This window comes from Serratia sp. 22264 (assembly GCF_052045345.1).
Taxonomy (GTDB): Bacteria; Pseudomonadota; Gammaproteobacteria; order Enterobacterales; family Enterobacteriaceae; genus Serratia; species Serratia plymuthica.
On record NZ_JBQEOY010000001.1, the window covers coordinates 499,829 to 522,194 of the forward strand.

General features: G+C 54.8%; 19 protein-coding genes. 13 read left to right on the forward strand and 6 right to left on the reverse strand.

Translation table 11 applies throughout. The features are described from left to right. Positions 1–1,407, reverse strand: a complete 1,407-nt coding sequence (gene hglS, locus ACTJJ1_RS02420) for a 2-oxoadipate dioxygenase/decarboxylase HglS (protein ID WP_006324562.1) — start codon at positions 1,405–1,407, stop codon at positions 1–3. A 527-nt stretch (positions 1,408–1,934) separates the two neighbouring features. Here hglS and cspE point away from each other — a divergent pair. The 6 genes from cspE (at position 1,935) to ACTJJ1_RS02450 (ending at position 6,183) form a co-directional block, all read left to right on the forward strand. Then, positions 1,935–2,144 (forward strand): transcription antiterminator/RNA stability regulator CspE, encoded by a 210-nt coding sequence (cspE, locus tag ACTJJ1_RS02425; RefSeq protein ID WP_004942663.1) that lies wholly within the window; start codon positions 1,935–1,937, stop codon positions 2,142–2,144. A gap of 220 nt (positions 2,145–2,364) precedes the next feature. Further along, a complete protein-coding gene (locus tag ACTJJ1_RS02430; protein WP_006320799.1) occupies positions 2,365–2,586 on the forward strand; it encodes a cold-shock protein in 222 nt (73 codons plus the stop codon). A gap of 109 nt (positions 2,587–2,695) precedes the next feature. Continuing rightward, positions 2,696–3,922: a winged helix-turn-helix domain-containing protein gene (locus ACTJJ1_RS02435; RefSeq protein ID WP_440832261.1), complete on the forward strand. Its 1,227-nt coding sequence runs from the start codon at positions 2,696–2,698 to the stop codon at positions 3,920–3,922. Between the two features lie 286 nt (positions 3,923–4,208). Beyond that, positions 4,209–4,391 (forward strand): Trm112 family protein, encoded by a 183-nt coding sequence (locus ACTJJ1_RS02440; protein WP_004942667.1) that lies wholly within the window; start codon positions 4,209–4,211, stop codon positions 4,389–4,391. Beyond that, positions 4,388–5,137, forward strand: a complete 750-nt coding sequence (kdsB, locus tag ACTJJ1_RS02445) for a 3-deoxy-manno-octulosonate cytidylyltransferase (protein WP_004942670.1) — start codon at positions 4,388–4,390, stop codon at positions 5,135–5,137. The genes ACTJJ1_RS02440 and kdsB overlap by 4 nt, the downstream gene beginning before the upstream one ends. Before the next feature lie 149 nt (positions 5,138–5,286). Beyond that, entirely contained in the window at positions 5,287–6,183 is an 897-nt protein-coding gene (locus ACTJJ1_RS02450; protein WP_004942685.1) for a YcbJ family phosphotransferase, read from the forward strand. Here the strand turns inward: ACTJJ1_RS02450 and elyC are convergent. Continuing rightward, positions 6,180–6,953, reverse strand: a complete 774-nt coding sequence (gene elyC / locus ACTJJ1_RS02455) for an envelope biogenesis factor ElyC (RefSeq protein ID WP_004942687.1) — start codon at positions 6,951–6,953, stop codon at positions 6,180–6,182. The genes ACTJJ1_RS02450 and elyC overlap by 4 nt on opposite strands. 151 nt (positions 6,954–7,104) lie before the next feature. On the opposite strand from elyC, the gene cmoM reads away from it, so the two are divergent. From cmoM to mukB, 4 genes are read left to right on the forward strand one after another with little or no spacing between them, the layout of a single operon-like run. Further along, the gene (cmoM, locus tag ACTJJ1_RS02460; RefSeq protein WP_004942688.1) at positions 7,105–7,890 is read left to right on the forward strand and encodes a tRNA uridine 5-oxyacetic acid(34) methyltransferase CmoM; all 786 of its coding nucleotides are present in this window, start codon (positions 7,105–7,107) and stop codon (positions 7,888–7,890) included. Beyond that, the gene (mukF, locus tag ACTJJ1_RS02465; RefSeq protein ID WP_004942690.1) at positions 7,887–9,209 is read left to right on the forward strand and encodes a chromosome partition protein MukF; all 1,323 of its coding nucleotides are present in this window, start codon (positions 7,887–7,889) and stop codon (positions 9,207–9,209) included. Before cmoM ends, mukF begins: the two co-directional genes overlap by 4 nt. Beyond that, entirely contained in the window at positions 9,190–9,918 is a 729-nt protein-coding gene (gene mukE / locus ACTJJ1_RS02470) for a chromosome partition protein MukE (protein WP_020438800.1), read from the forward strand. Before mukF ends, mukE begins: the two co-directional genes overlap by 20 nt. Then, a complete protein-coding gene (gene mukB, locus ACTJJ1_RS02475; RefSeq protein ID WP_440832265.1) occupies positions 9,915–14,363 on the forward strand; it encodes a chromosome partition protein MukB in 4,449 nt (1,482 codons plus the stop codon). The genes mukE and mukB overlap by 4 nt, the downstream gene beginning before the upstream one ends. A 125-nt stretch (positions 14,364–14,488) precedes the next feature. Here the strand turns inward: mukB and ACTJJ1_RS02480 are convergent, their stop codons facing one another. Next, entirely contained in the window at positions 14,489–14,710 is a 222-nt protein-coding gene (locus ACTJJ1_RS02480) for a hypothetical protein (protein WP_006324566.1), read from the reverse strand. Here ACTJJ1_RS02480 and ldtD point away from each other — a divergent pair. From ldtD to ACTJJ1_RS02495, 3 genes are all read left to right on the forward strand, one after another. Then, positions 14,709–16,421, forward strand: a complete 1,713-nt coding sequence (ldtD, locus tag ACTJJ1_RS02485; RefSeq protein ID WP_006324567.1) for a L,D-transpeptidase — start codon at positions 14,709–14,711, stop codon at positions 16,419–16,421. The genes ACTJJ1_RS02480 and ldtD overlap by 2 nt on opposite strands. A gap of 181 nt (positions 16,422–16,602) precedes the next feature. Next, positions 16,603–17,151, forward strand: a complete 549-nt coding sequence (locus ACTJJ1_RS02490; protein WP_004942701.1) for a YcbK family protein — start codon at positions 16,603–16,605, stop codon at positions 17,149–17,151. A gap of 65 nt (positions 17,152–17,216) precedes the next feature. Beyond that, on the forward strand, positions 17,217–17,864 hold the full coding sequence (locus tag ACTJJ1_RS02495; RefSeq protein WP_440832268.1) for an MBL fold metallo-hydrolase: 648 nt from the start codon (positions 17,217–17,219) through the stop codon (positions 17,862–17,864). A 69-nt stretch (positions 17,865–17,933) separates the two neighbouring features. Here ACTJJ1_RS02495 and ACTJJ1_RS02500 read toward each other — a convergent pair whose 3' ends face one another. The 3 genes from ACTJJ1_RS02500 to asnS all read right to left on the reverse strand — a co-directional run bounded on the left by ACTJJ1_RS02500 (position 17,934) and on the right by asnS (position 22,180). Continuing rightward, positions 17,934–19,124, reverse strand: coding sequence for an amino acid aminotransferase (locus tag ACTJJ1_RS02500; protein ID WP_006324568.1), 1,191 nt, complete (start codon positions 19,122–19,124; stop codon positions 17,934–17,936). Positions 19,125–19,369: 245 nt separating this feature from the next. Continuing rightward, the gene (gene ompC, locus ACTJJ1_RS02505) at positions 19,370–20,479 is read right to left on the reverse strand and encodes a porin OmpC (RefSeq protein ID WP_041416859.1); all 1,110 of its coding nucleotides are present in this window, start codon (positions 20,477–20,479) and stop codon (positions 19,370–19,372) included. 300 nt (positions 20,480–20,779) lie between these two features. Further along, on the reverse strand, positions 20,780–22,180 hold the full coding sequence (gene asnS / locus ACTJJ1_RS02510) for an asparagine--tRNA ligase (protein ID WP_006324570.1): 1,401 nt from the start codon (positions 22,178–22,180) through the stop codon (positions 20,780–20,782). Positions 22,181–22,366 lie beyond the last annotated feature (186 nt).

Below are 22,366 nucleotides of genomic sequence, written 5' to 3' on the forward strand. Positions count from 1 at the left end.
TCAAACGGCCAGCGCGTTAAGCCCCAGAGCTTGCGCGCAGGCGTTTATCGAACGCTGTTGCGTTTGTTGATACAGCGCCAATTCATCAATCACCTCTGCCCCCAGTGCCTGCTCGAAAGCGGCACGGCTCGATGCTGCATTGTACTGAGCATGCCGGTTGTCACCCAGATTAGACTGGAAAATGCCTGCAGCGCTAACCGGTAAGAAGTCTTCATACACCAAAGGTTGAAAGCGAACGTGCTCCTGAGCTATCAGCTGTTCCAGCGTACTGTTTTTATCCAGCGAGTCTTTGGCCGCCAGGCCGCACTCGGTAGGGAAATAGCGGAACCATGCCAGTTGCTGCTCACGCAAGGTTGCATAATCATCTGGAAACGCCTGGAAGTTTTCCGCCAGTAACTGATTGTACCGCTCGGCGTTCTTTTCACTTGGCGGTGCCTGCAAGGCATCGTTGGTAGCTTGCAACAGGCGGTCATAGAGCGCGCGGCCTTTCGGGGTCAGCGCTACGCCACGTTGCTCGATTTCGCCAAAACGCGCGGTATGATGTCCGCCCACGGTGCTGCCGTCATGTTCGACAAAGGCTACGCTTTCTTCCAGCGCTTTAAAGCTGGTTTGGCGTAGCAAAATTGGCCGACGGCGAGGCGGCGGGCCTTCGATAACGGCTTTAGGCGTGATTCCCCGACCGGGCATCGCTTGCTGGACGAGGTCGATATTCAGCGTGCGTGGCGTCAAATGGTTGATGTGCGGGCCCTTGAACGCCACTACGTCTGCAATCAGACGGTGCTGATCGTGCAATTGTTGATATTCGGCGGCACTGACGGTCGCCCGGTTGTGCCAACGAAAAGTTTCCAGCGCCTGTTCGATAAATTCACTGGCCTGGCTGTCATCCAACCCGCCCTGAGCTTCCTGCAAGACGATCAACTCCAGCACGCGTTCAGTAAAGATGCGGCGGCGGGCCAGCAGTTGCTGGGCCAACTGACGTAACGCCGGGCTTTCAATCAACTCTAACCGTAATAATGAGGTGAAAACCCGGAATGGGCTGATCTGCAGCGCATCTTCATGTACTGCGCGAAACGCGGTGGAATGAACCGGAACTCCTGCCACGGCCAGGTCGTAATACCCGACCGGTGACATGCCCATGACGTTAAACAGCCGTCGCAGAGTAGCCAGCTCATCCGCCGTACCTACCCGGATTGCCCCGTGGCGTTCCATGGCCAGTCTTTCGATTTCACCGGTAATTTGTAATTGATGCGCCAATGCGGCATCTTCGCGCAGGACCTGTCGGTTGGTTTCCGCAACCAGTTCGAGCAAATCGCCATAGAGAGGTACCTCTTTTTGGTACATATCTGACATGGCGTGGGAGAACCTGGAGCGGATTTCATTCGGTGAGACGAACTGCTGGGCGGTCATGCGCATAGCTCCTTTATTCGGGATAATCTGAAAAATAGTATTTTTTGCGGTAAAAGTGCTGGCTGAAAGGCCATCCGCCTTGTTTTCACCCCAAGTTTAGCTATCTCGGTTGGGTTTTGTTATAGCTTGGACAAGCATATTGGATTTTTATGCGTTAGCTCTCATTTGCAATGGTCCTGGCGGAAATGACGGCCGTCCGGAAGGCAATGCTTCTGAGTGGAAACGGCAAAAATAAATTAATTAATCTATGCATAATCATGGACATAAAAACAAATTTGGCGTAATTATAAAAACATGCCAATAAATTGCTTGTGTAAAATCTAGATTTATGAGTAAATGCTTGTCGGCCTGTGATACAGACCTATTTATGTTCGAGTTTAGATTTAAGCAGTTCCTCCAAAAACGTTATCATCTGATTCCGCTTCAAAGACGAACCTTCTAAGTACCTCCCATAAGTAATGTTCCTAAAAACGGCCTAAATTGCCTTATGGCAGGTTTTGTATATATATTTAAAAGGTAAATGTGTAATGTCTAAGAAAACGGGTCAGGTTAAATGGTTCAACGAAAGCAAAGGTTTTGGTTTCATTGAGCAAAACGACGGTGGTAAAGATGTATTCGTACATTTCTCTGCAATCGCGACCGACGGTTTCAAAACACTGGCTGAAGGCCAGCGTGTTGAGTACAGCATCCAGGACAGCCCGCGCGGGCCGGCTGCCGCCAACGTTGTTGCTCTGTAACTAAACAGGCAATGACGTAAAGAGATCTTAATACAACCATGATGAGGCGTTAATGCCGATTCATTGCGGAAGATATTAAGTTCAACAAGCCCGCGTAATGCGGGTTTTTAATTTTTTGCTCACGAGAGGTTTGTTACGAAAAACTTTAGGATGGGCTGGTAGCGTCCAACAATAATAAAAATAACGTTGTTAAGGATGCTCAAGTAAAAGGATATAAGTTATGTTTAAAAATACTGTGTTACAAATGGGCCGTGTGAAATGGTTTGATCAAGCTGCAGGCTATGGTTTTATTTCACCGGTAGATGGTAGCGACGAAATCTATGTTAGCCGTCGTTCTATCGCCAATACTAAAAATAAATCGTTAAACGAAGGTCAGAACGTTGAGTTCTCGATCTATCGCAGCTCCCACGGGCTGTCAGCGGCAGACGTCATCGCGTTCTGACCCACCCCTTCCTCGCCAGTGCCGGTGCCGCCACCCCAAGCACTGGCGAAGAAAAATCTTCTGATATCCACTATTATCGAGCAATCGCTTAACGACTTTGGATGTCAGGATGCTTACCCCGGTTATTTCTCTTGCCGCCGCCCGCGCGCTTCATCTTGCCGCACAAGGGCTATTATCCCCGATTAAACGCAAAGCCAAACCCGACGATGTGGTTACCGCCATTCAACGTATGGGATTACTGCAAATAGATACCATCAGCGTTGTTGCACGCAGCCCCTATCTGGTGCTGTTCAGCCGCCTGGGCGATTATCAGCCGGAATGGCTGGAACAGGCGCTGGCCAGTCGTCAGCTGTTCGAGTATTGGGCGCACGAAGCCTGTTTCTTACCCATTGAAGATTTTGGTCTGTTGCGCCATCGCATGCTGCAACCGCAGGGTATGGGCTGGAAATATTCTGAAGAGTGGGTGAAAAAGCATCAGGCGGCAATGGACGATCTGCTGTTGCATATCGAAGCCAGCGGGCCGGTGCGTTCGGCAGATTTTAATGCCGCAAAAAGAGGGAATAGCGGTTGGTGGGACTGGAAGCCGGAAAAGCGCCACCTCGAAATATTGTTCACCGCCGGTAAATTGATGGTGGCCGAACGGCGTAATTTTCATCGTGTTTACGATCTGACAGAAAGGTTATTGCCGCACTGGGATGATGAGCGTCATGCGTTACCTGCGGACCATGCGCAGCAGGAAATGCTTGGCAGGGCTTGTCGTTACCTGGGGATTTTCAGGGCTGAATGGTTGGCGGATTACTACCGTCTGAAGCGGGTTACGCCGAAAGTGCTGCTGGCATCGCTACAGCAACGGGGCGAAATAATGCCGGTGGCCGTTGATGGGCTGGACGGTGATTTTTACGTGCATCATTCACTGGTGCAAGAACTGCAGTTGGCAGAGCAGGGGGCGCTAAAATCCAGTGTGACCACCTTGCTTTCTCCGTTTGACCCTGTTGTTTGGGATCGCCGACGTGCGCTGGAGCTGTTCGATTTTGATTACCGGCTGGAGTGCTATACGCCGAAGGAAAAGCGACAGTACGGTTACTTTACCCTGCCGGTGTTGCAACGGGGCGAGTTGATTGGCCGCATTGATGCCAAAATGCATCGGCGACAGGGCATTTTCGAAATTATCAGTTTCCACCCGCAGGCCAAAGTTCGGTTTGGCAAACAACGTGCGCAGGATCTTCGGCAGGCAATCACGCGCAGTGCAAAATGGCACGGGGCAAAACAGGTGACGCTGGGGGATATTCCGGCACAGTTGGCCGTCGAATGGGGTGAAGGGTGGGAAGTGGAATAACGAGCGGCGTCGTCAGCGTGGGTAAAACGAATTTTCAGCGCCGCCCGTTACAATCAGATCTATGCCTTAGTTGCTGAAATTCGCAAACAGGGCGATGATTTTGTGAATACGTTTGATCATGGAAAGCGTCTTTTTTGTGACTTGCATCACAAAATTCTACGCCTGCATCACAGTCAATTCAATCCCCCGCGCCAGATTAAAAGGCAGCGGTAAAACAGCGGTGATTAACCTGGCACATAGCGTTATGCTATTCTCACGCACTTTAGATCTCCACTCAGGAGGAAGCATGGACCACCGTTTACTCGAAATCGTTGCCTGCCCGGTTTGCAACGGTAAGCTCTATTTCAATAAAGAAAACCAGGAACTGGTCTGCAAAGTGGACGGCCTCGCCTATCCGCTGCGTGATGGCATTCCCGTACTGCTGGAAAACGAAGCGCGTTCGCTGTCATTGGATGAGAAACACGCATGAGTTTTATCGCTATTATTCCAGCCCGTTACGCATCAACTCGTTTGCCGGGCAAGCCGTTGGCCGATATTCACGGTAAGCCAATGGTGGTGCACGTAATGGAACGTGCACGTGAGTCCGGCGCCAGCCGCGTTATCGTAGCGACCGATCATCCCGAAGTGGCCAAAGCGGTCAAAGCCGCCGGTGGCGAAGTGTGCATGACCAGCCCGCATCACCATTCCGGCACCGAACGCCTGGCGGAAGTGATCGAGCATTATGGTTTTGCCGATGACGAAATCATCGTTAACGTGCAGGGTGACGAACCGCTGATCCCGCCGGTGATCGTACGCCAGGTGGCAGAAAACCTGGCAGCCAGCCAGGCCGGCATGGCCACTCTCGCGGTACCGATTGCCAGCGCGGAAGAAGCCTTTAACCCCAATGCCGTCAAAGTAGTGATGGATGCACAGGGTTATGCGCTCTATTTTTCACGCGCGACTATTCCCTGGGATCGGGAACGTTTTGCCCAATCCAAAGAAAGTATCGGCGACAGCCTGCTGCGCCACATCGGCATTTACGCCTATCGTGCCGGTTTTGTGCGCCGTTATGTCAGCTGGGCGCCAAGCCAACTGGAGCAAATTGAGCTGCTGGAGCAACTGCGGGTGCTGTGGTACGGTGAAAAAATCCATGTGGGGGTTGCTAAAGCCATTCCAACCGTGGGTGTTGATACGCCGGAAGACCTGCAGCGCGTGCGCGACAGCATCAAGGGCTAAACATTAAAAGCCGGCACGTCGCCTGGCGTGTCGGCGGTACAATTTCCCGTATTCTTTATCCCCATTTTGTTGATCTGCGTTGAGGATTTTTTTTGCTCACCGTTCGATGATGTCAGCGTCTCCTCTTTTTCTCTTGAGGTTATTTCCTTATGGAGCAGTTACGCGCCGAACTGAGCATTGTGCTGGGCGAATCCATCAGTCGACTGGAACGCGTTAGCGAACAGCCTTATGCACACATGTACTCGTTGTATGACCAACAGGGTCACGCGATCCCGCTGATGGCAAAAAGCTTTGTCTGTCAGGGTATAGCCCAGCAGGAAGCTTATAAGTTGTCGATGCTGGCGCGTGAAGGGGATATCCGCCTGCCGACGGTGTATGGCGTGGTCTATACCCATCAGGCGCCCTATAAAGAGATCCTGTTGATCGAGCGTCTGCGGGGGGTGTCGGTGGAGGCGCCGACGCGAACGCCGGACCGCTGGAATATGCTGATGGAACAGATCGTCGATGGCGTATTGGCTTGGCACCGTATCGACAGCCACGGCTGCGTCGGCACGGTTGACAGCACGCAGGAAAACGACTGGTTTTGTTGGTATCAGCAGCGGGTCGAGGTGCTGTGGTCGACGCTCGGGAACCTCAACTCTCCGCAACTGACGATGGCCGATCGCCGCTTGTTGTACCGCACGCGGGAGGCGCTGACCCATTTTTTTGTCGGTTTCGACGATCCTTGTGTGCTGGTGCACGGCAACCTGTCATTGCGCAGCATGCTGAAAGATGCCAAAAGCGACCAACTGCTGGCGATGCTCAACCCTGGGATGATGCTGTGGGCACCGCGTGAATATGAGCTGTTCAGGTTGTGCGAGGCCGGGATGCCCAGCCAACTGATGTTTTATTATTTGCAGCGGGCACCGGTATCGGAGTCGTTCCTGGTGCGACGTTGGCTGTATGGCGTATGGGAAGCGGCAGGGCGGTTAATTCACACCGGCAAGCTGGATAGGCAGCTGTTTGACCATGCGTCGAAACAGCTGCTGCCCTGGCTTGCCGGCTAGTCGGCAGAGGCCTCATCGGCCCCTTTGAGCGATTGCCACAGGCTGCCCAAGGTTTCATACCAGGCACGTTCGCTGTGGCCAAGGAACATGGCTGAGGGTACCACGCGATCCCAAATATTTAACCTGGAGCTGATGGCCAACTGATTGGCCGGCGCCGGAATAGGGTGCAACCCCTTGGCTTCAAAAAAGCGCATCGCCCGCGGCAAATGGTTGGCTGAGGTCACCAGTATAAACGGTTGCTGGCCGACCAGCTTCGACACCTGTAACGCCTCTTGCTCGGTATCCATCGGGCGATCCAACAACACCATATCGCTACGAGGCACTCCCAGGCTTTCCGCTACCCGCGCCGCAGTTGCCGCGTTGCTCAAGGTATTGGCGCCGCCGGCACCGGTGAACACCATCTTGCTGCCCGGATGCGCGAGATATAAGCGCACGCCCTCCGTCACTCGTGGCAGGCTGTTACCTATCAGGTTGGAACTGGGAGCCCAATCCGGGTTAAAGGTATAGCCGCCACCCAGCACCACGATATAATTCACCTGGTCATTGCCACGATAGGTTACATATTCAGATTCTATAGGTCGCAACAGCCGGTCGGCCACCGGCTGCAGGCTGAAAAGCAGTAAAAACAGCCAGCTCAGTGATAAAATTACTTTGCCGCTTTTTTGCCAGCGGGTGAACCATAGCAGCAACAGCGCCAGCCCCATCAACAGCAGCAGCGCAGGTAATGGCATTAAAATGGCGCCAATGAACTTTTTCAGGTTGAACAGCATCAAAAATCAGGTCCTTTTGGGCGAAAAAACGACATCCGGGCACAATCAGGCCGCAAGAAGATTCATTCTAAGCCAGTCTGTGCCAAAATAGCAGGTTTGAATGGGCTGGCGCTTTGCCCCCATCAGGATAAGATCAGCGGAGCCGTTGTCCATGCAGGATCGCAATTTTGACGATATTGCTGAAAAGTTTGCGCGTAATATTTACGGCACCACCAAAGGGAAGATTCGTCAGGCGGTAGTCTGGCAGGACCTGACCACGTTGCTGGCCCAGTTGCCGCAGCGGCCGCTGCGCATTCTGGATGCCGGCGGCGGCGAAGGCCACCTGGCTTGTCAACTGGCAGAATTAGGACATCAGGTGTTGTTGTGCGATCTTTCTGGTGAGATGATCCAACGCGCTGCGCAACTGGCCGAACAGAAAGGTGTGAGCCAGAACATGCAATTCATACAAAGTTCAGCGCAGGATATTGGTCAGCACTTGGAACAGCCGGTTGATCTGATATTGTTCCACGCGGTGCTTGAATGGATTGCTGAACCTGAGGCGGCGTTGCAGGCATTGTTCAACTGCCTGCTACCCGGCGGCGCACTGTCATTGATGTTCTTTAATGCCAACGGCCTCTTGATGCGCAACGTGGTGTTGGGTAATTTCCAACTGGTGAATCCAGAGGTCAGAAGGCGCAGAAAGCGCTCTTTGTCGCCGCAATATCCGCACAACCCGCCGCAGGTTTATGGCTGGCTGGAGCAAATGGGCATGCGCATCAGCGGGAAAACCGGCGTGCGCGTGTTCCACGATTATCTGCAGAGCAGGCAGCTACAGACGCAAAAATTTGAAGAGTTACTGGCGCTTGAACAGCACTATTGCCGGCAGGAGCCGTACGTGAGTTTGGGGCGCTATATTCACGTCATGGCGCATAAACCAAACCTGAAGGACGAACTATGAGTGAATTTTCCCAGACAGTACCCGAACTGGTCGCCTGGGCACGGAAAAATGATTTCTCTATTTCGCTCCCTACGGAGCGTCTCGCGTTTTTGCTCGCTATCGCCACCCTTAACGGCGAGCGACTGGACGGCGAGATGAGCGAAGGTGAGCTGGTTGATGCATTTCGCCATGTCAGCAAGGGTTTCGAACAGACGCATGAAACGGTGGCGGTCCGCGCCAATAATGCGATTAACGACATGGTGCGCCAGCGCCTGTTAAACCGCTTTACCAGCGAACTGGCAGACGGCAATGCGATTTATCGCCTGACCCCGTTGGGCATCGGTATCACCGATTACTATATCCGTCAGCGCGAATTCTCTACGCTGCGTCTGTCGATGCAGCTGTCGATCGTGGCGGAAGAGCTAAAGCGCGCCGCCGACGCCGCCGAAGAGGGCGGAGATGATTTCCATTGGCACCGCAACGTGTTTGCACCGCTGAAATATTCGGTGGCGGAAATCTTCGACAGTATCGACATGACCCAACGGCTGATGGATGAACAACAGCAGGGCGTGAAGGAAGATATCGCCGCACTGCTGAATCAGGATTGGCGCGCGGCGATCTCCAGCTGTGAGATGCTGTTGTCCGAAACTTCCGGCACGCTGCGCGAGTTGCAAGATACGCTGGAGGCGGCGGGCGACAAACTGCAGGCCAACCTGTTGCGCATTCAGGATGCGACGCTGGGCGGGATGGAACTGGGCTTCGTCGACAAACTGGTGTTCGATCTGCAAAGCAAGCTCGACCGCATTATCAGCTGGGGCCAGCAGGCGATTGACCTGTGGATCGGTTACGACCGTCACGTGCATAAATTTATCCGTACCGCGATCGACATGGATAAGAACCGCGTGTTCGCCCAACGCCTGCGCCAATCGGTGCAAAACTATTTCGACAACCCATGGACGCTCACCCACGCCAACGCCGACCGCTTGCTGGATATGCGTGACGAAGAGCTGGCGCTGCGCAGCGAGGAAGTGACTGGGGAACTGCCGCCGGATCTGGAGTTCGAAGAGTTCAGCGAGATCCGCGAACAACTGGCGGCAATGATCGAACAGGCGCTGAAGATTTATCAGGAACAACAGATACCGCTCAATTTAGGGGCGGTAATGCGCGATTATCTGGCGCAATATCCGCGTGCTCGTCATTTCGACGTAGCACGTTTAGTGGTCGACCAGGCTGTGCGCCTTGGTGTGGCTGAAGCAGATTTTTCAGGGTTGCCGGCGCAATGGCAGGCAATCAATGATTACGGAGCCAAGGTCCAGGCCCATGTCATCGACAAATATTGAACAAGTAATGCCAGTCAAGCTGGCCAAGGCATTGTCTAACGCGCTGTTCCCGGCGCTCGACAGCCAACTGCGTGCAGGTCGTCACATCGGTATCGATGAGCTGGATAACCATGCCTTCTTAATGGACTTTCAGGACGAACTGGAAGAGTTTTACACCCGCTACAACGTGGAGCTGATCCGCGCGCCGGAAGGCTTTTTCTACCTGCGCCCGCGTTCCACTACCCTGATCCCGCGTTCGGTGTTGTCCGAGCTGGACATGATGGTAGGGAAAATCCTGTGCTATCTCTATCTCAGCCCAGAGCGTCTGGCGCATGAGGGGATTTTCAGCCATCAGGAGCTGTACGACGAGCTGCTGAGCCTGGCGGATGAGACCAAATTGCTGAAGTTCGTTAACCAGCGCTCCACTGGCTCGGATCTCGATCGTCAGAAACTGCACGAAAAAGTGCGTACCTCGCTGAACCGTCTGCGTCGTCTGGGCATGGTCTATTTCATGGGCAATGACAGCAGCAAGTTCCGCATCACCGAAGCCGTGTTCCGCTTTGGCGCCGACGTGCGCAGCGGTGACGATCCGCGTGAAGCGCAACTGCGCATGATTCGTGACGGTGAGGCGATGCCGGTCGAAAACAGTCTGTCGCTGAACGACGAGAGCGAAACTGAAGACCAGCAGGTTGATAACACTCCGGACAGTGCAGAGGATGAACAGGAATGATTGAACGCGGTAAATTTCGCTCGCTGACGCTGGTTAACTGGAACGGCTTCTTTGCTCGTACCTTTGATCTGGATGAGCTGGTGACCACGCTGTCCGGCGGTAACGGGGCCGGGAAATCCACCACTATGGCGGCTTTCGTCACCGCGCTGATCCCCGACTTGACGCTGCTGCACTTTCGTAACACCACCGAAGCCGGCGCCACCAGCGGTTCGCGCGACAAGGGCTTGCACGGCAAGCTGCGCGCCGGGGTCTGTTACTCCACTCTCGACGTGATCAACTCGCGCCATCAGCGCGTGGTGGTTGGCGTGCGTTTGCAGCAGGTGGCGGGTCGCGATCGCAAGGTGGACATCAAGCCGTTCACCATTCAGGGGCTACCGACAGCGGTGCAGCCTACTGAACTGCTGACCCAAACGGTAGGCGAGCGCCAGGCGCGCGTACTGACGCTGCAGGAACTGAAAGAGCGCGTCGAAGAGATGGAAGGCGTGCAGTTCAAGCAGTTCAACTCCATCACCGATTACCACGCTTTAATGTTCGATCTGGGCGTGCTGCCGAAACGCCTGCGTTCGTCCGCCGATCGCAGCAAGTTTTACCGCCTGATCGAAGCCTCGCTGTACGGCGGGATTTCCAGCGCCATCACCCGATCGCTGCGCGATTATCTGTTGCCGGAAAACAGCGGCGTGCGCAAGGCGTTCCAGGATATGGAAGCGGCACTGCGTGAAAACCGCATGACGCTGGAAGCGATCCGCGTCACTCAGTCGGACCGTGACCTGTTCAAGCACCTGATTTCCGAAGCCACGTCCTACGTGGCGGCAGACTACATGCGCCATGCCAACGAACGGCGCATTCATCTGGACGGCGCGCTGGCGCTGCGCAGCGATCTGCTGGGCAGCCGTAAACAGCTGGCCGCCGAGCAGTATCGTCACGTGGAAATGGCGCGTGAATTGGCAGAGCAGAGCGGTGCGGAATCCGATTTGGAAACCGACTACCAGGCCGCCAGCGATCACCTGAATCTGGTGCAAACGGCGATGCGTCAGCAGGAAAAGATCGAGCGTTATGAAGGCGATCTGGAAGAGCTGACCTACCGCCTGGAAGAACAGAACGAAGTGGTTGCCGAGGCCAGTGAGCAGCAGGCCGAAAACGAAGCGCGCGCCGAGGCGGCCGAACTGGAAGTGGATGAACTGAAAAGCCAGCTCGCCGATTACCAGCAGGCGCTCGACGTGCAGCAGACCCGCGCCATTCAGTATCAGCAGGCGTTGCAGGCCTTGGAACGGGCTCGCTCGTTGTGCCAACTGCCAGAACTGACCGCTGAAAATGCCGAACAGTGGCTGGATACTTTCCAGGCCCGTGAGCAGGAAGCGACGGAAGCGTTGCTGATGCTCGAGCAGAAACTGAGCGTGGCCGACGCCGCGCACGGTCAGTTTGAACAAGCTTATCAACTGGTGGGCAAAATCGCCGGCCAGGTCAGCCGCAGCGAAGCCTGGCAATGCGCGCGCGAATTGTTGCGCGATTGGCCTTCGCAGCAGCACCTTGCCGAACGCGTGCAGCCGCTGCGCATGCGCCTGAGCGAACTGGAACAGCGTCTGCGCTCCCAACAAGATGCCGAGCGTCTGCTGCAGGAGTTCTGCAAGCGCCACGGCCAGGAGTACCAGCCGGACGATCTCGATGCGCTGCTGCAAGAGTTGGAAGAGCGTCTGGAATCGCTGTCGCAGAGCGTCAGCGACGCCGGCGAGCGCCGAATGGAAATGCGTCAGGAACTGGAGCAGATCCAGCAGCGCATTCGCGAGCTTACCGCACGTGCGCCTGTCTGGTTGGCGGCTCAGGATTCCCTGAGTCAGCTTAGCGAGCAGAGCGGTGAAGAACTGGAAAGCAGCCAGCAGGTGACCGAGTTCATGCAGCAACTGCTGGAGCGCGAACGCGAAACCACCGTTGAGCGCGACGAAGTGGCTGCCCGCAAGCGTGAAGTTGAAGCGCAAATCGAACGCCTTAGCCAGCCTGGCGGTGCCGAAGATCAACGTTTGGTGACCCTGGCCGAACGTTTTGGCGGCGTGCTGCTTTCTGAAATCTACGACGATGTCACCATCGACGATGCGCCTTACTTCTCGGCGCTGTACGGCCCATCGCGCCACGCGATCGTGGTACCGGATCTGTCGCTGGTGCGCGAGATGCTGGAAGGTCTCGAAGACTGCCCGGAAGATCTCTATCTGATCGAAGGGGATCCGCAGTCGTTCGATGACAGCGTGTTCGCCGTCGAAGAGCAGGACAGGGCGGTGTTGGTGAAAACCGCCGATCGTCAGTGGCGTTATTCGCGTTACCCGGAAGTGCCGCTGTTTGGCCGCGCCGCGCGTGAAAACCGTCTGGAAGTGCTGCATGCCGAGCGTGAAACTCTGGCTGAGCGCTACGCGACGCTGTCATTCGACGTGCAAAAGACCCAGCGTTCGCATCAGGCTTTCAGCCGCTTTATCGGCTCCCATCTGGCGGTGGCGTTTGACGCCGACCCGGAAGCGGAAATCCGTGGCCTCAATTCCCGTCGCGGTGAAATCGAGCGTGCGCTGAACAACCATGAAGCGCAAAACCAGCAGCAGCGGCAGCAGTACGATCAGGCGAAAGAGGGCATCTCGGCGCTCAACCGCCTGATGCCATTGGTGTCACTGCTGAATGACGACACCCTGCAGGACCGGGTGGAAGAGATCCGCGAAGAACTGGAAGAGGCGCAGGATGCTGCGCGCCATATTCAGCAACACGGCGTTTCCCTGACCAAGCTGGAACCCTTGTTGTCGGTGTTGCAAAGCGATCCGCAGCAGCATGAACAGCTGCAGCAGGATTACACCCAGGCGCAGAGCGTACAGCGTCAGGCCAAGCAACAGGCGTTTGCTCTGATCGAAGTGGTGCAGCGTCGTGCGCACTTTGGTTATACCGACTCTGCCGGCATGCAGAACGCCAACAACGATCTCAACGACAAGCTGCGCCAGCGTCTGGAGCATGCGGAAGCGGAACGTACCCGCGCCCGTGAGCAACTGCGTCAGTATCAAACCCAATTTACCCAGTACAGCCAGGTACTGGCATCGCTGAAAAGCTCCTATGACGCCAAGCGCGATATGCTGAAAGAGCTGAGCCAGGAACTGGTGGACATTGGCGTGCAGGCGGATGCCAACGCCGAAGCGCGTGCACGATCGCGTCGTGACGAGTTGCATGCGGCGCTGAGTACCAACCGCGCGCGTCGTAACCAGCTGGAAAAACAGCTGACCTTCTGCGAAGCGGAAATGGACAGCCTGCAGAAGAAACTGCGCAAGCTGGAGCGCGACTATTACCAGTTGCGTGAGCAGGTGGTGACCGCCAAGGCGGGTTGGTGTGCGGTTATGCGTATGGTGAAAGACAACGGCGTTGAACGCCGTCTGCACCGTCGCGAACTGGCGTATATGGACGGTGACGAGCTGCGCTCGATGTCGGATAAGGCGCTGGGTGCGTTGCGTCTGGCGGTGTCGGATAACGAACATCTGCGCGACGTTCTGCGTTTGTCCGAGGATCCAAAACGTCCGGAACGCAAGATTCAGTTCTATATCGCGGTGTATCAGCATCTGCGCGAGCGTATCCGCCAGGATATCATTCGTACCGATGACCCGGTTGAGGCCATCGAACAGATGGAGATCGAGCTGGGTCGCCTGACCGAAGAACTGACCGCGCGTGAGCAGAAGCTGGCGATCAGTTCCAAGAGCGTGGCGAATATCATCCGCAAAACCATCCAGCGTGAACAGAACCGCATCCGCATGCTCAACCAGGGTCTGCAGGCGGTGTCTTTCGGCCAGGTGAAGAGCGTGCGGTTGAACGTCAACGTGCGCGAAGCGCATGCGACGCTGCTGGACGTGCTGGCCGAGCAGCGAGAGCAGCATCAGGATCTGTTCAACAGCAACCGTCTGACCTTCTCTGAAGCCTTGGCGAAGCTGTATCAGCGCCTGAACCCGCAGATTGATATGGGGCAACGCACGCCGCAGACCATCGGCGAAGAGCTGCTGGATTACCGCAACTATCTGGAGCTGGAAGTGGAAGTGTTCCGCGGCTCTGACGGTTGGCTGCGTGCCGAGAGCGGCGCGTTGTCTACCGGGGAAGCGATAGGGACCGGGATGTCGATCCTGGTGATGGTGGTGCAGAGCTGGGAAGAGGAGTCACGCCGTCTGCGTGGCAAGGATATCTCGCCTTGCCGCTTGCTGTTCCTCGATGAAGCGGCGCGACTGGACGCCAAGTCCATCGCAACGCTGTTCGAGCTGTGCGATCGTCTGGAAATGCAGCTGATTATCGCTGCGCCGGAAAACATCAGCCCGGAAAAAGGCACCACTTACAAGCTGGTGCGTAAGGTGTTCCAGAACCATGAGCACGTGCACGTAGTGGGGCTGCGCGGTTTCGCCAATGAGCTGCCTGCACCGGGCACTGCTGCGGTAGAAACGCCGTAAACGCAAAAAAGTCCGCTAATAATCTGAAAATAGCCGCCCTGGGGTGGCTATTTTTTTGTGTGCATGGATGATAGTCCTGCTTTTTTATCCGCTAAAAACCGGGTAGCTTAATGAAATAACAGTTATTAGCGGCGTCCAAGGGCAAAATGGCCTTTCTGTTCGTATACTGAAATTAACAAGCGGTTTTTGATGTATTTTTTGTGAGCATACAGGGGGCAATGGATGTTGCTTAAAAATGGAAACACTTTACGGCGTCTGGCGCTGAGCTGCGCAATCGCATCTGGACTTGCGTCGTCGTTACCCGCATGGGCAACCGTGCCTGCGTTTCCGGTAGCGTCATCCGGCATGTCAGTTGCGCAAAGCCGTTCGGAATTATTGGCGGCATTGCCGAAAGGAATGACACCGCACTATCTTTCAACGTTGGCTCCTTTGTACGCCGCTAACCGGATGCAACTGATGTGGCAGGATCGCGAGGCGGTTCAGCAGTTCCAGCAGCAGTTGGCCGAGCTGGCCATGTCCGGCGTGCAGCCGCAGTTTACCCAATGGGTGAAGCTGCTGACCGATCCGGCGATTACCGGCGTGGCGCGCGACGTTGTCCTGTCTGATGCTATGCTGGGGTATTTGCAGTTCGTTTCAGCCATCGGCGCCAACGGTAACAGCTGGTTGTACAGCAATATTCCCTACAAGCTCGGCCTGCCGCCTAATGCGGTGATTAATCAATGGCAACTGGCGGTGCGTCAGGGCAAGACGTTGGCTTATGTCACCAAGCTGGCGCCGCAGCACCCGCAATACGCCAAGATGCATCAGGCGCTGCGCGACATGCTGGCCGATAACCGTCCATGGCCGCAGATGGCTAACGGTCCGAGCTTGCGCCCCGATCAACTGAGCAGCGACATTGCCGCCCTGCGTGAGATCCTGGCGCGCAATGGCATGCTGACCGCAGCGTCGGTGCAAACGCAGGAGCCGCCTGCGGTACTGACCGGTTCGCGCAATGAACCGGACGATGGCGGTTTGTCAGTCGATGAAGAAAAAAGTCGCGAGAGCAAAAGTGTGGTTATCAGCCCGTCAGCCGCACCGGTAAAAGATCTTGCCGCATCGCCGGAATCGCCATTCGCCCAGCAGCCTGCCGGCCCGGTGACCGTCACTGATAACGCTTATACCCCCGATCTGGTCGAAGGCGTTAAACGCTTCCAAAAATGGCAAGGTTTGACCGCTGACGGCGTGATTGGCGCCCGTACCCGCGAATGGCTCAACGTGTCGCCGCAAACGCGCGCTTCGCTGTTGGCATTGAATATCCAGCGTTTGCGCATCCTCCCTGGCTACGTCGACACCGGGATCATGGTTAACATTCCCAATTACTCGCTGACTTACTACCAGAACGGCAATGAAGTGCTTTCCTCACGGGTTATCGTCGGTCGGCCCAGCCGCAAGACGCCGCTGATGAACAGTGCGCTGAACAACGTCGTGGTCAACCCGCCGTGGAATGTGCCGACTACGCTGGTACGCGAAGATATTGTGCCAAAGGCAATGCGTGACGGCAGCTATTTCCAGAAACACGGCTATACCGTGCTTTCCGGCTGGAGCAATGACGCTGAGGTCATCAACCCGGCGATGATTGACTGGAACATGGTGTCTGCGCGTAATTTCCCATACCGCATTCGTCAGGCACCGGGCGCCACCAACTCGCTGGGGCGTTTCAAATTCAACATGCCGAGCTCGGATGCTATCTATCTGCACGATACGCCGAACCACAATCTGTTCCAGAAAGATATTCGTGCCCTGAGTTCCGGTTGCGTGCGCGTTAACAAGGCATCTGATTTGGCTAATATGCTGCTGCAAGATGCCGGCTGGAACAATACCCGCGTTTCCTCCACCCTTAAAGGGGGAAATACCACCTACGTAAATATTCGTCAGCATATTCCGGTTAAATTGTATTATTTAACCGCCTGGGTTTCTGATGATGGAAAGCCACAATTTCGTACAGATATTTACAATTACGATGATACGGTGAGATCGGGTGCACAAATTTTGGCTCAGGCCGAAAAATTAATGCAATAAATGCAGTAATTATAAATAAATAACGGTCTGAATATCGGATCATGATGCAGGCACTCATTCAGTGGGTGCCTGCAAACCGCGGGACATCACGGGTTGACTCAGGCTGTGTGGGCGGTTATGGTTCGGGCAGTGCGCTGTTTTGTGCATATATTTTGATATTCTTGCCGGGTTTAACAGAAACATGGACAAAATTGATCATCATCGCCGCAAATGGCTGGCGTTAGGTAGCGCCGCCATGGGTATAGCCCTGCTTCCAGGGCAGGCTTTTGCCAGTCTTTCTACTTCACGCCCACGCATTCTGGTCGTAAATAACATGCATACGGGCGAAACGTTGAAGGCCGAATTCTTCGATGGGAAGGGGTATAATAAAGACGAGCTGGTTCGTCTTAATCATCTTTTCCGTGATTATCGCGCCAACAAGATTAAGCCGATCGATCCCCGCCTGTTTGATCAGCTCTACCGTCTGCAAGGTCTGTTGGGTACCAACAAGCCGGTGCAGTTGGTTTCAGGTTACCGCTCCCTGGATACCAACAATGAGCTGCGTGAGCGCAGCCGCGGTGTGGCCAAGCACAGCTATCACACCAAAGGCCAGGCGATGGACTTCCATATCGAAGGCATCCAATTGAGTAATATCCGTAAAGCGGCGTTAAAAATGCGCGGTGGTGGTGTAGGATATTACCCACGTAGCAACTTTGTACACATCGATACCGGCCCGGTGCGGACCTGGTAGTCGCTGTGCACCATAGTGAATAGCGCCAGCCCGCGAGGGTGTGGCGCTGTTGTCGTTGGAGCCTTATGAAATACCAAATTATTCCCGTTACCGCCTTCAGTCAAAATTGTAGCCTGATCTGGTGTGAGAGCACGCAGCAGGCGGCATTGGTCGATCCCGGCGGCGAGGCAGAAAAATTGAAGGCCGAAGTGGCGAAGCAGGGCGTGACGATCACGCAGATCCTGCTGACGCATGGCCATCTCGATCACGTAGGTGCCGCGGCGGAACTGGCTGAGCATTATCAGGTGCCGATTTACGGCCCGGATAAGGAAGATGCTTTCTGGCTGGACGGGCTGCCGGCACAGAGCCGAATGTTTGGGCTGGAAGAGTGTGCGCCGCTGACGCCGAACCAATGGCTGCAAGAAGGCGACAAGGTGCAGGTGGGCGAGATGACGTTCAACGTGTTGCATTGCCCTGGCCATACCCCTGGCCATATCGTCTTTATTAATGAAAAGGCGCGGCTGGCGCTGGTGGGCGACGTGCTGTTTAACGGCGGTGTCGGGCGCAGCGATTTCCCGCGTGGCGATCATCAGGCGCTGATTAACTCTATTCGTACCAAGCTGTTGCCGCAGGGCGATGACATGGCGTTTATCCCAGGTCATGGGCCAATGTCCACTTTTGGCCAAGAGCGTGAAACTAACCCGTTCCTGCGTGAAGAGCCGGCTATCTGGTAAGGTTATTTCCCGGCAGAAATAACTAAGGGGCGCTTGAGCGCCCCTTTTGCTATTTCGCATTGCAATGGGTTACAGCACGGCGACGATGGCCTCGCACAGCGGCGCCATATTGTCCGGCGTCATGCCCGCAACGTTAACGCGACCGGAGTTGACGGCATAAACGCCAAACTCTTCGCGCAGGCGCAGCACCTGCTCTTTACTCAACCCGCTGAACGAGAACATACCGTTCTGGTTGATGATAAAGCTGAAGTCCTGCTCTGCGCCTTTCTCTTGCAGCGTATTGACGAACAACTGACGCATGCGATGGATACGCTGACGCATGTCGGTCAGTTCCTGTTCCCACAAGGCACGCAGCGCATCGTCGCCCAGGATGGTCGCCACGACGGCGGCGCCGTGCGACGGTGGGTTGGAGTAGTTGGCACGAATAGCGGCTTTCACCTGGCTGAACGCGCGATCTGCGGTTTCCGCATCGGCGGCTACGATCGTGCAGGCACCTACGCGTTCATTGTACAGGCCGAAGTTCTTCGAGTACGAACTGGCGACGATCAGTTCCTGATGCTTGGCGGCGAAAATACGCAGGCCCTGTGCATCTTCTTCCAATCCCTTCGCAAAGCCCTGGTAGGCGAAGTCGAACAGCGGCAACCAGCCGTTGGCGACGGACAGCTCAGCCAATTGGGCCCACTGCTCGGCGGTAGGGTCGATGCCGGTCGGGTTATGGCAGCAGCCGTGGAACAGCACCACATCGCCGGCCTGAGCCTGTTTCAGGCTGTTCAGCAGGCCATCGAAATCCAGCGAATGGTTGGCGGCATCGTAGTAGGCGTATTCCAGGACTTCCAGACCAACGGCGCTGAACACGTTTTTGTGGTTCGGCCAGCTTGGGTTGCTGATCCAGATGCGTTTTGCGCTGGTCTGGTTGGCGATAAAGTCTGCTGCCACACGCAGGCCGCCGGTACCACCAGGCGTTTGCGCAGTGCGTGCACGCTTGTCGGCGATGATTGGGCTTTGTTTGCCGAACAGCAGCTCTTGCGTGCAGGTGGCGAACGCCGGGATGCCTTCAATGCCGAGATAGTTTTTGGTGGTTTCATTTTCCAGCAGATATTGCTCAGCTTTTTTCACGCTGGTCAGTACCGGGGTTTTGCCGGTTTCATCTTTGTAAACGCCAATCCCTAAGTTGATCTTATTAGGGCGGGCGTCCGCGCGGAAAATGTCGGTCAGACCCAGGATTGGGTCGGCGGGTGCAGCAGTGATTTTTTCAAACATGTCAGGTGCTTCCATGGCTCGGAGTTAAGCAGACAGAGGCATCAGGGTAGCGCCAGTTATGCGCTTTGCCAACCGTTTGCGAGAAAAACACATCGATCTTGTGAAGGGGGCAGGTTCAGCATAAAAAATGAGGGAGAAGGGGGGAGTTAGCAGAATAAAAAGTTACTCGCGGCACAAAAACAAAAACAGGGCCGAAGCCCTGTTTTTAACTCATACGGCGGTGAATCGCCGTTAAGTATGACAACTTAGAACTGGTAAACCAGGCCTACACCAACGATGTCGTCGGTAGCGATGGCGTTAGCTTTGGTGAATTCGTTTTCGTCCAGCAGGTTGATTTTGTAATCAACGTAGGTAGACATGTTTTTGTTGAAGTAGTAGGTAGTACCAACAGAAACGTATTTAACCAGGTCAGCGTCGCCGCCGCCGAAGCTAGAACCGTTCGCGGTACGGCCAGCCAGGTTTTTACCTTTAGATTGCAGGTAAGACACTTCTGGACGCAGACCGAAGTCGAACTGGTACTGTGCAGTTACTTCGAAGTTCTGAGTTTTGTCCGCGATGGTGTTATCAGCTTCGCCGTATGGTGTCATGTTACGGGTTTCGGAGTACATGGCTGCCAGGTAGACGTTGTTCGCGTCGTATTTAGCACCAACGGTCCACGCGTCAGCTTTGTCGCCTTTAGCGGTAGAGTTTTGGGTCTGGTCATCAGTACGGTCAGAAGACGCGTATGCAGCACCGAAGCTTACGCCTTCGCCGATGTCATAAGTAGAAGACAGGCCCCAACCGTCGCCATTTTGTTTCTTCAGAGCACGGCTGTCGTTTTCGTTTTTACCCTGGTACTGAACAGCGAAGTTCAGACCATCAACCAGACCGAAGAAGTTGTTGTTACGGTAAGTAGCAACGCCGTTGGTACGGCCGGTCATGAAGTTGTCGGTGTAGGTGTAGGTATCGCCGCCGAACTCTGGCAGCATATCTGTCCAGCCTTCCACGTCGTACAGTACGCCGTAGTTACGGCCGTAGTCGAATGAACCGTAGTCAGCAAATTTCAGACCTGCGAAGCCCAGACGAGTCTTGGTGCCTTCGGTGCCTTGAGATTCAGCGTGGTTAGCCTGAACGTTGTATTCCCACTGGCCGTAACCGGTCAGTTGGTCAGTAATCTGGGTTTCACCTTTGAAGCCGAAACGAACATAGGTCTGGTCGCCGTCATTGTCTTTGTCGTCGGAGAAGTAGTGCAGACCGTCAACTTTGCCGTACAGATCCAGCTTGTTGCCGTCTTTGTTGTAGATTTCAGCTGCGTTTGCTGCACCAGCAGCTAACAGAGCCGGGATTACCACTGCAAGAATGTTGCGCTTCATCATTATTACCCTCATTGGTGTTATTCGGACACCTTTGCCACTGCCGCCAATAATTCTTTTGGAACTATTGTAGATAGATTGGTGTCGTCCTGTGTCTGCACGCAGTGTTCCATTCGTGGGCGGGTTAATCTAGAACGAAAATGCTACCAATGTCCTAATGAGGTTTCAAAAGGAAAGTATATGTAACAAAATGTAATATTAAGGGAACTTTGTGACGCGGGTCAATATTAGAAAATGCGAAAGGCCAGCAAAGCTGGCCTTGATTTTGTAACTAAATTATTTGGAAATGTTTAGACTGATTAATTAAAAGCTTGCGTTACGCGGAGTGCGTGGGAACGGAATAACATCGCGCACGTTTTGCACGCCGGTCACATAGGCGATTAAACGCTCAAAGCCTAAACCGAAACCGGCATGAGGAACGGTGCCGTAACGACGCAGATCACGATACCACCAGTAATCTTCTTTATTCAGGCCCATCGCATCCAGGCGCTGATCCAAGACGTCCAGACGTTCCTCACGCTGGGCACCGCCGATGATCTCGCCAATGCCCGGGGCCAGCACGTCCATGGCTGCAACGGTTTTGCCGTCGTCGTTCATGCGCATATAGAAAGCTTTAATGTCTTTCGGGTAGTTCTTCACCACCACCGGCGCTTTAAAGTGTTTCTCGGCCAGATAGCGCTCATGCTCGGAAGACAGATCGATGCCCCAGGATACCGGGTTTTCGAAGGTTTGGCCGGAGGCGATCAGGATTTCCACCGCTTCGGTGTAATCCACCTGGGCGAAATCGGAAGAAACAAAGCGCTTCAAACGCTCAATCGCATCTTTGTCCACACGCTCGGCGAAGAACTGCATGTCATCCATACGCTCGTTCAACACGGCCTGGAACACATACTTCAGCATTTTTTCCGCCAGTTCGGCGATGTCTTCGAGGTCGGCAAACGCTACTTCCGGTTCGATCATCCAAAATTCAGCCAGGTGGCGGCTGGTGTTGGAGTTCTCTGCGCGGAAGGTGGGGCCGAAGGTATACACTTTCGACAACGCACAGGCGTAAGTTTCGCCGTTCAACTGGCCGGAAACGGTCAGGAAAGCTTCTTTGCCGAAAAAGTCCTGGCTGAAATCAACCGCGCCTTTATCGGTGCGCGGCAGATTTTCCAGATCCAGCGTTGAAACTCGGAACATTTCGCCGGCGCCTTCGGTATCGGAAGCGGTGATCAGCGGGGTGGAAACCCAGAAGAACCCGTTCTCGTGGTAGAAACGGTGGATCGCCTGCGCCAGCGTATGACGCACACGGGCCACGGCGCCGATCAGGTTGGTACGTGGGCGCAGGTGAGCTACCTCGCGCAGGTACTCGATGCTGTGACGTTTGGCCGCCATCGGGTAAGTGTCCGGATCGTCAACCCAGCCCACCACTTTGATGGCGGTCGCTTGCAGTTCGAAACTCTGGCCTTCGCCCGGGGAAGCAACGACTTTGCCGGTGACTTCAATCGAACAGCCGGTGGTCAGATGCAGCACTTCATCCTGATAATTCGGCAGAGAATTATTAACGACGGCCTGTAACGGATCAAAGCAGGAACCGTCATAGACGGCCAGGAAGGAGATACCAGCTTTAGAATCTCTCCGGGTACGCACCCAACCGCGTACGGTGACTTCACTGTCAACCGCAGCACGACCTTGCAGTACGTCGACTACAGGCACTACGCTCATAAATTTCTCTCTTTATAATTTGATTTGGAAATAGCTTAAAACCCAACAATATGGGGATGATGCTATGTTACTTGCCGCGATGCAGAGCACAAGCAGAAATCGCCGGATTGGAACAACATTTCTTGGGGCTGGGCGAAAAGGGGGCAGCGGAAAGCGTCTTATAAAGAAGAAAAAAGCCGGCCTGAA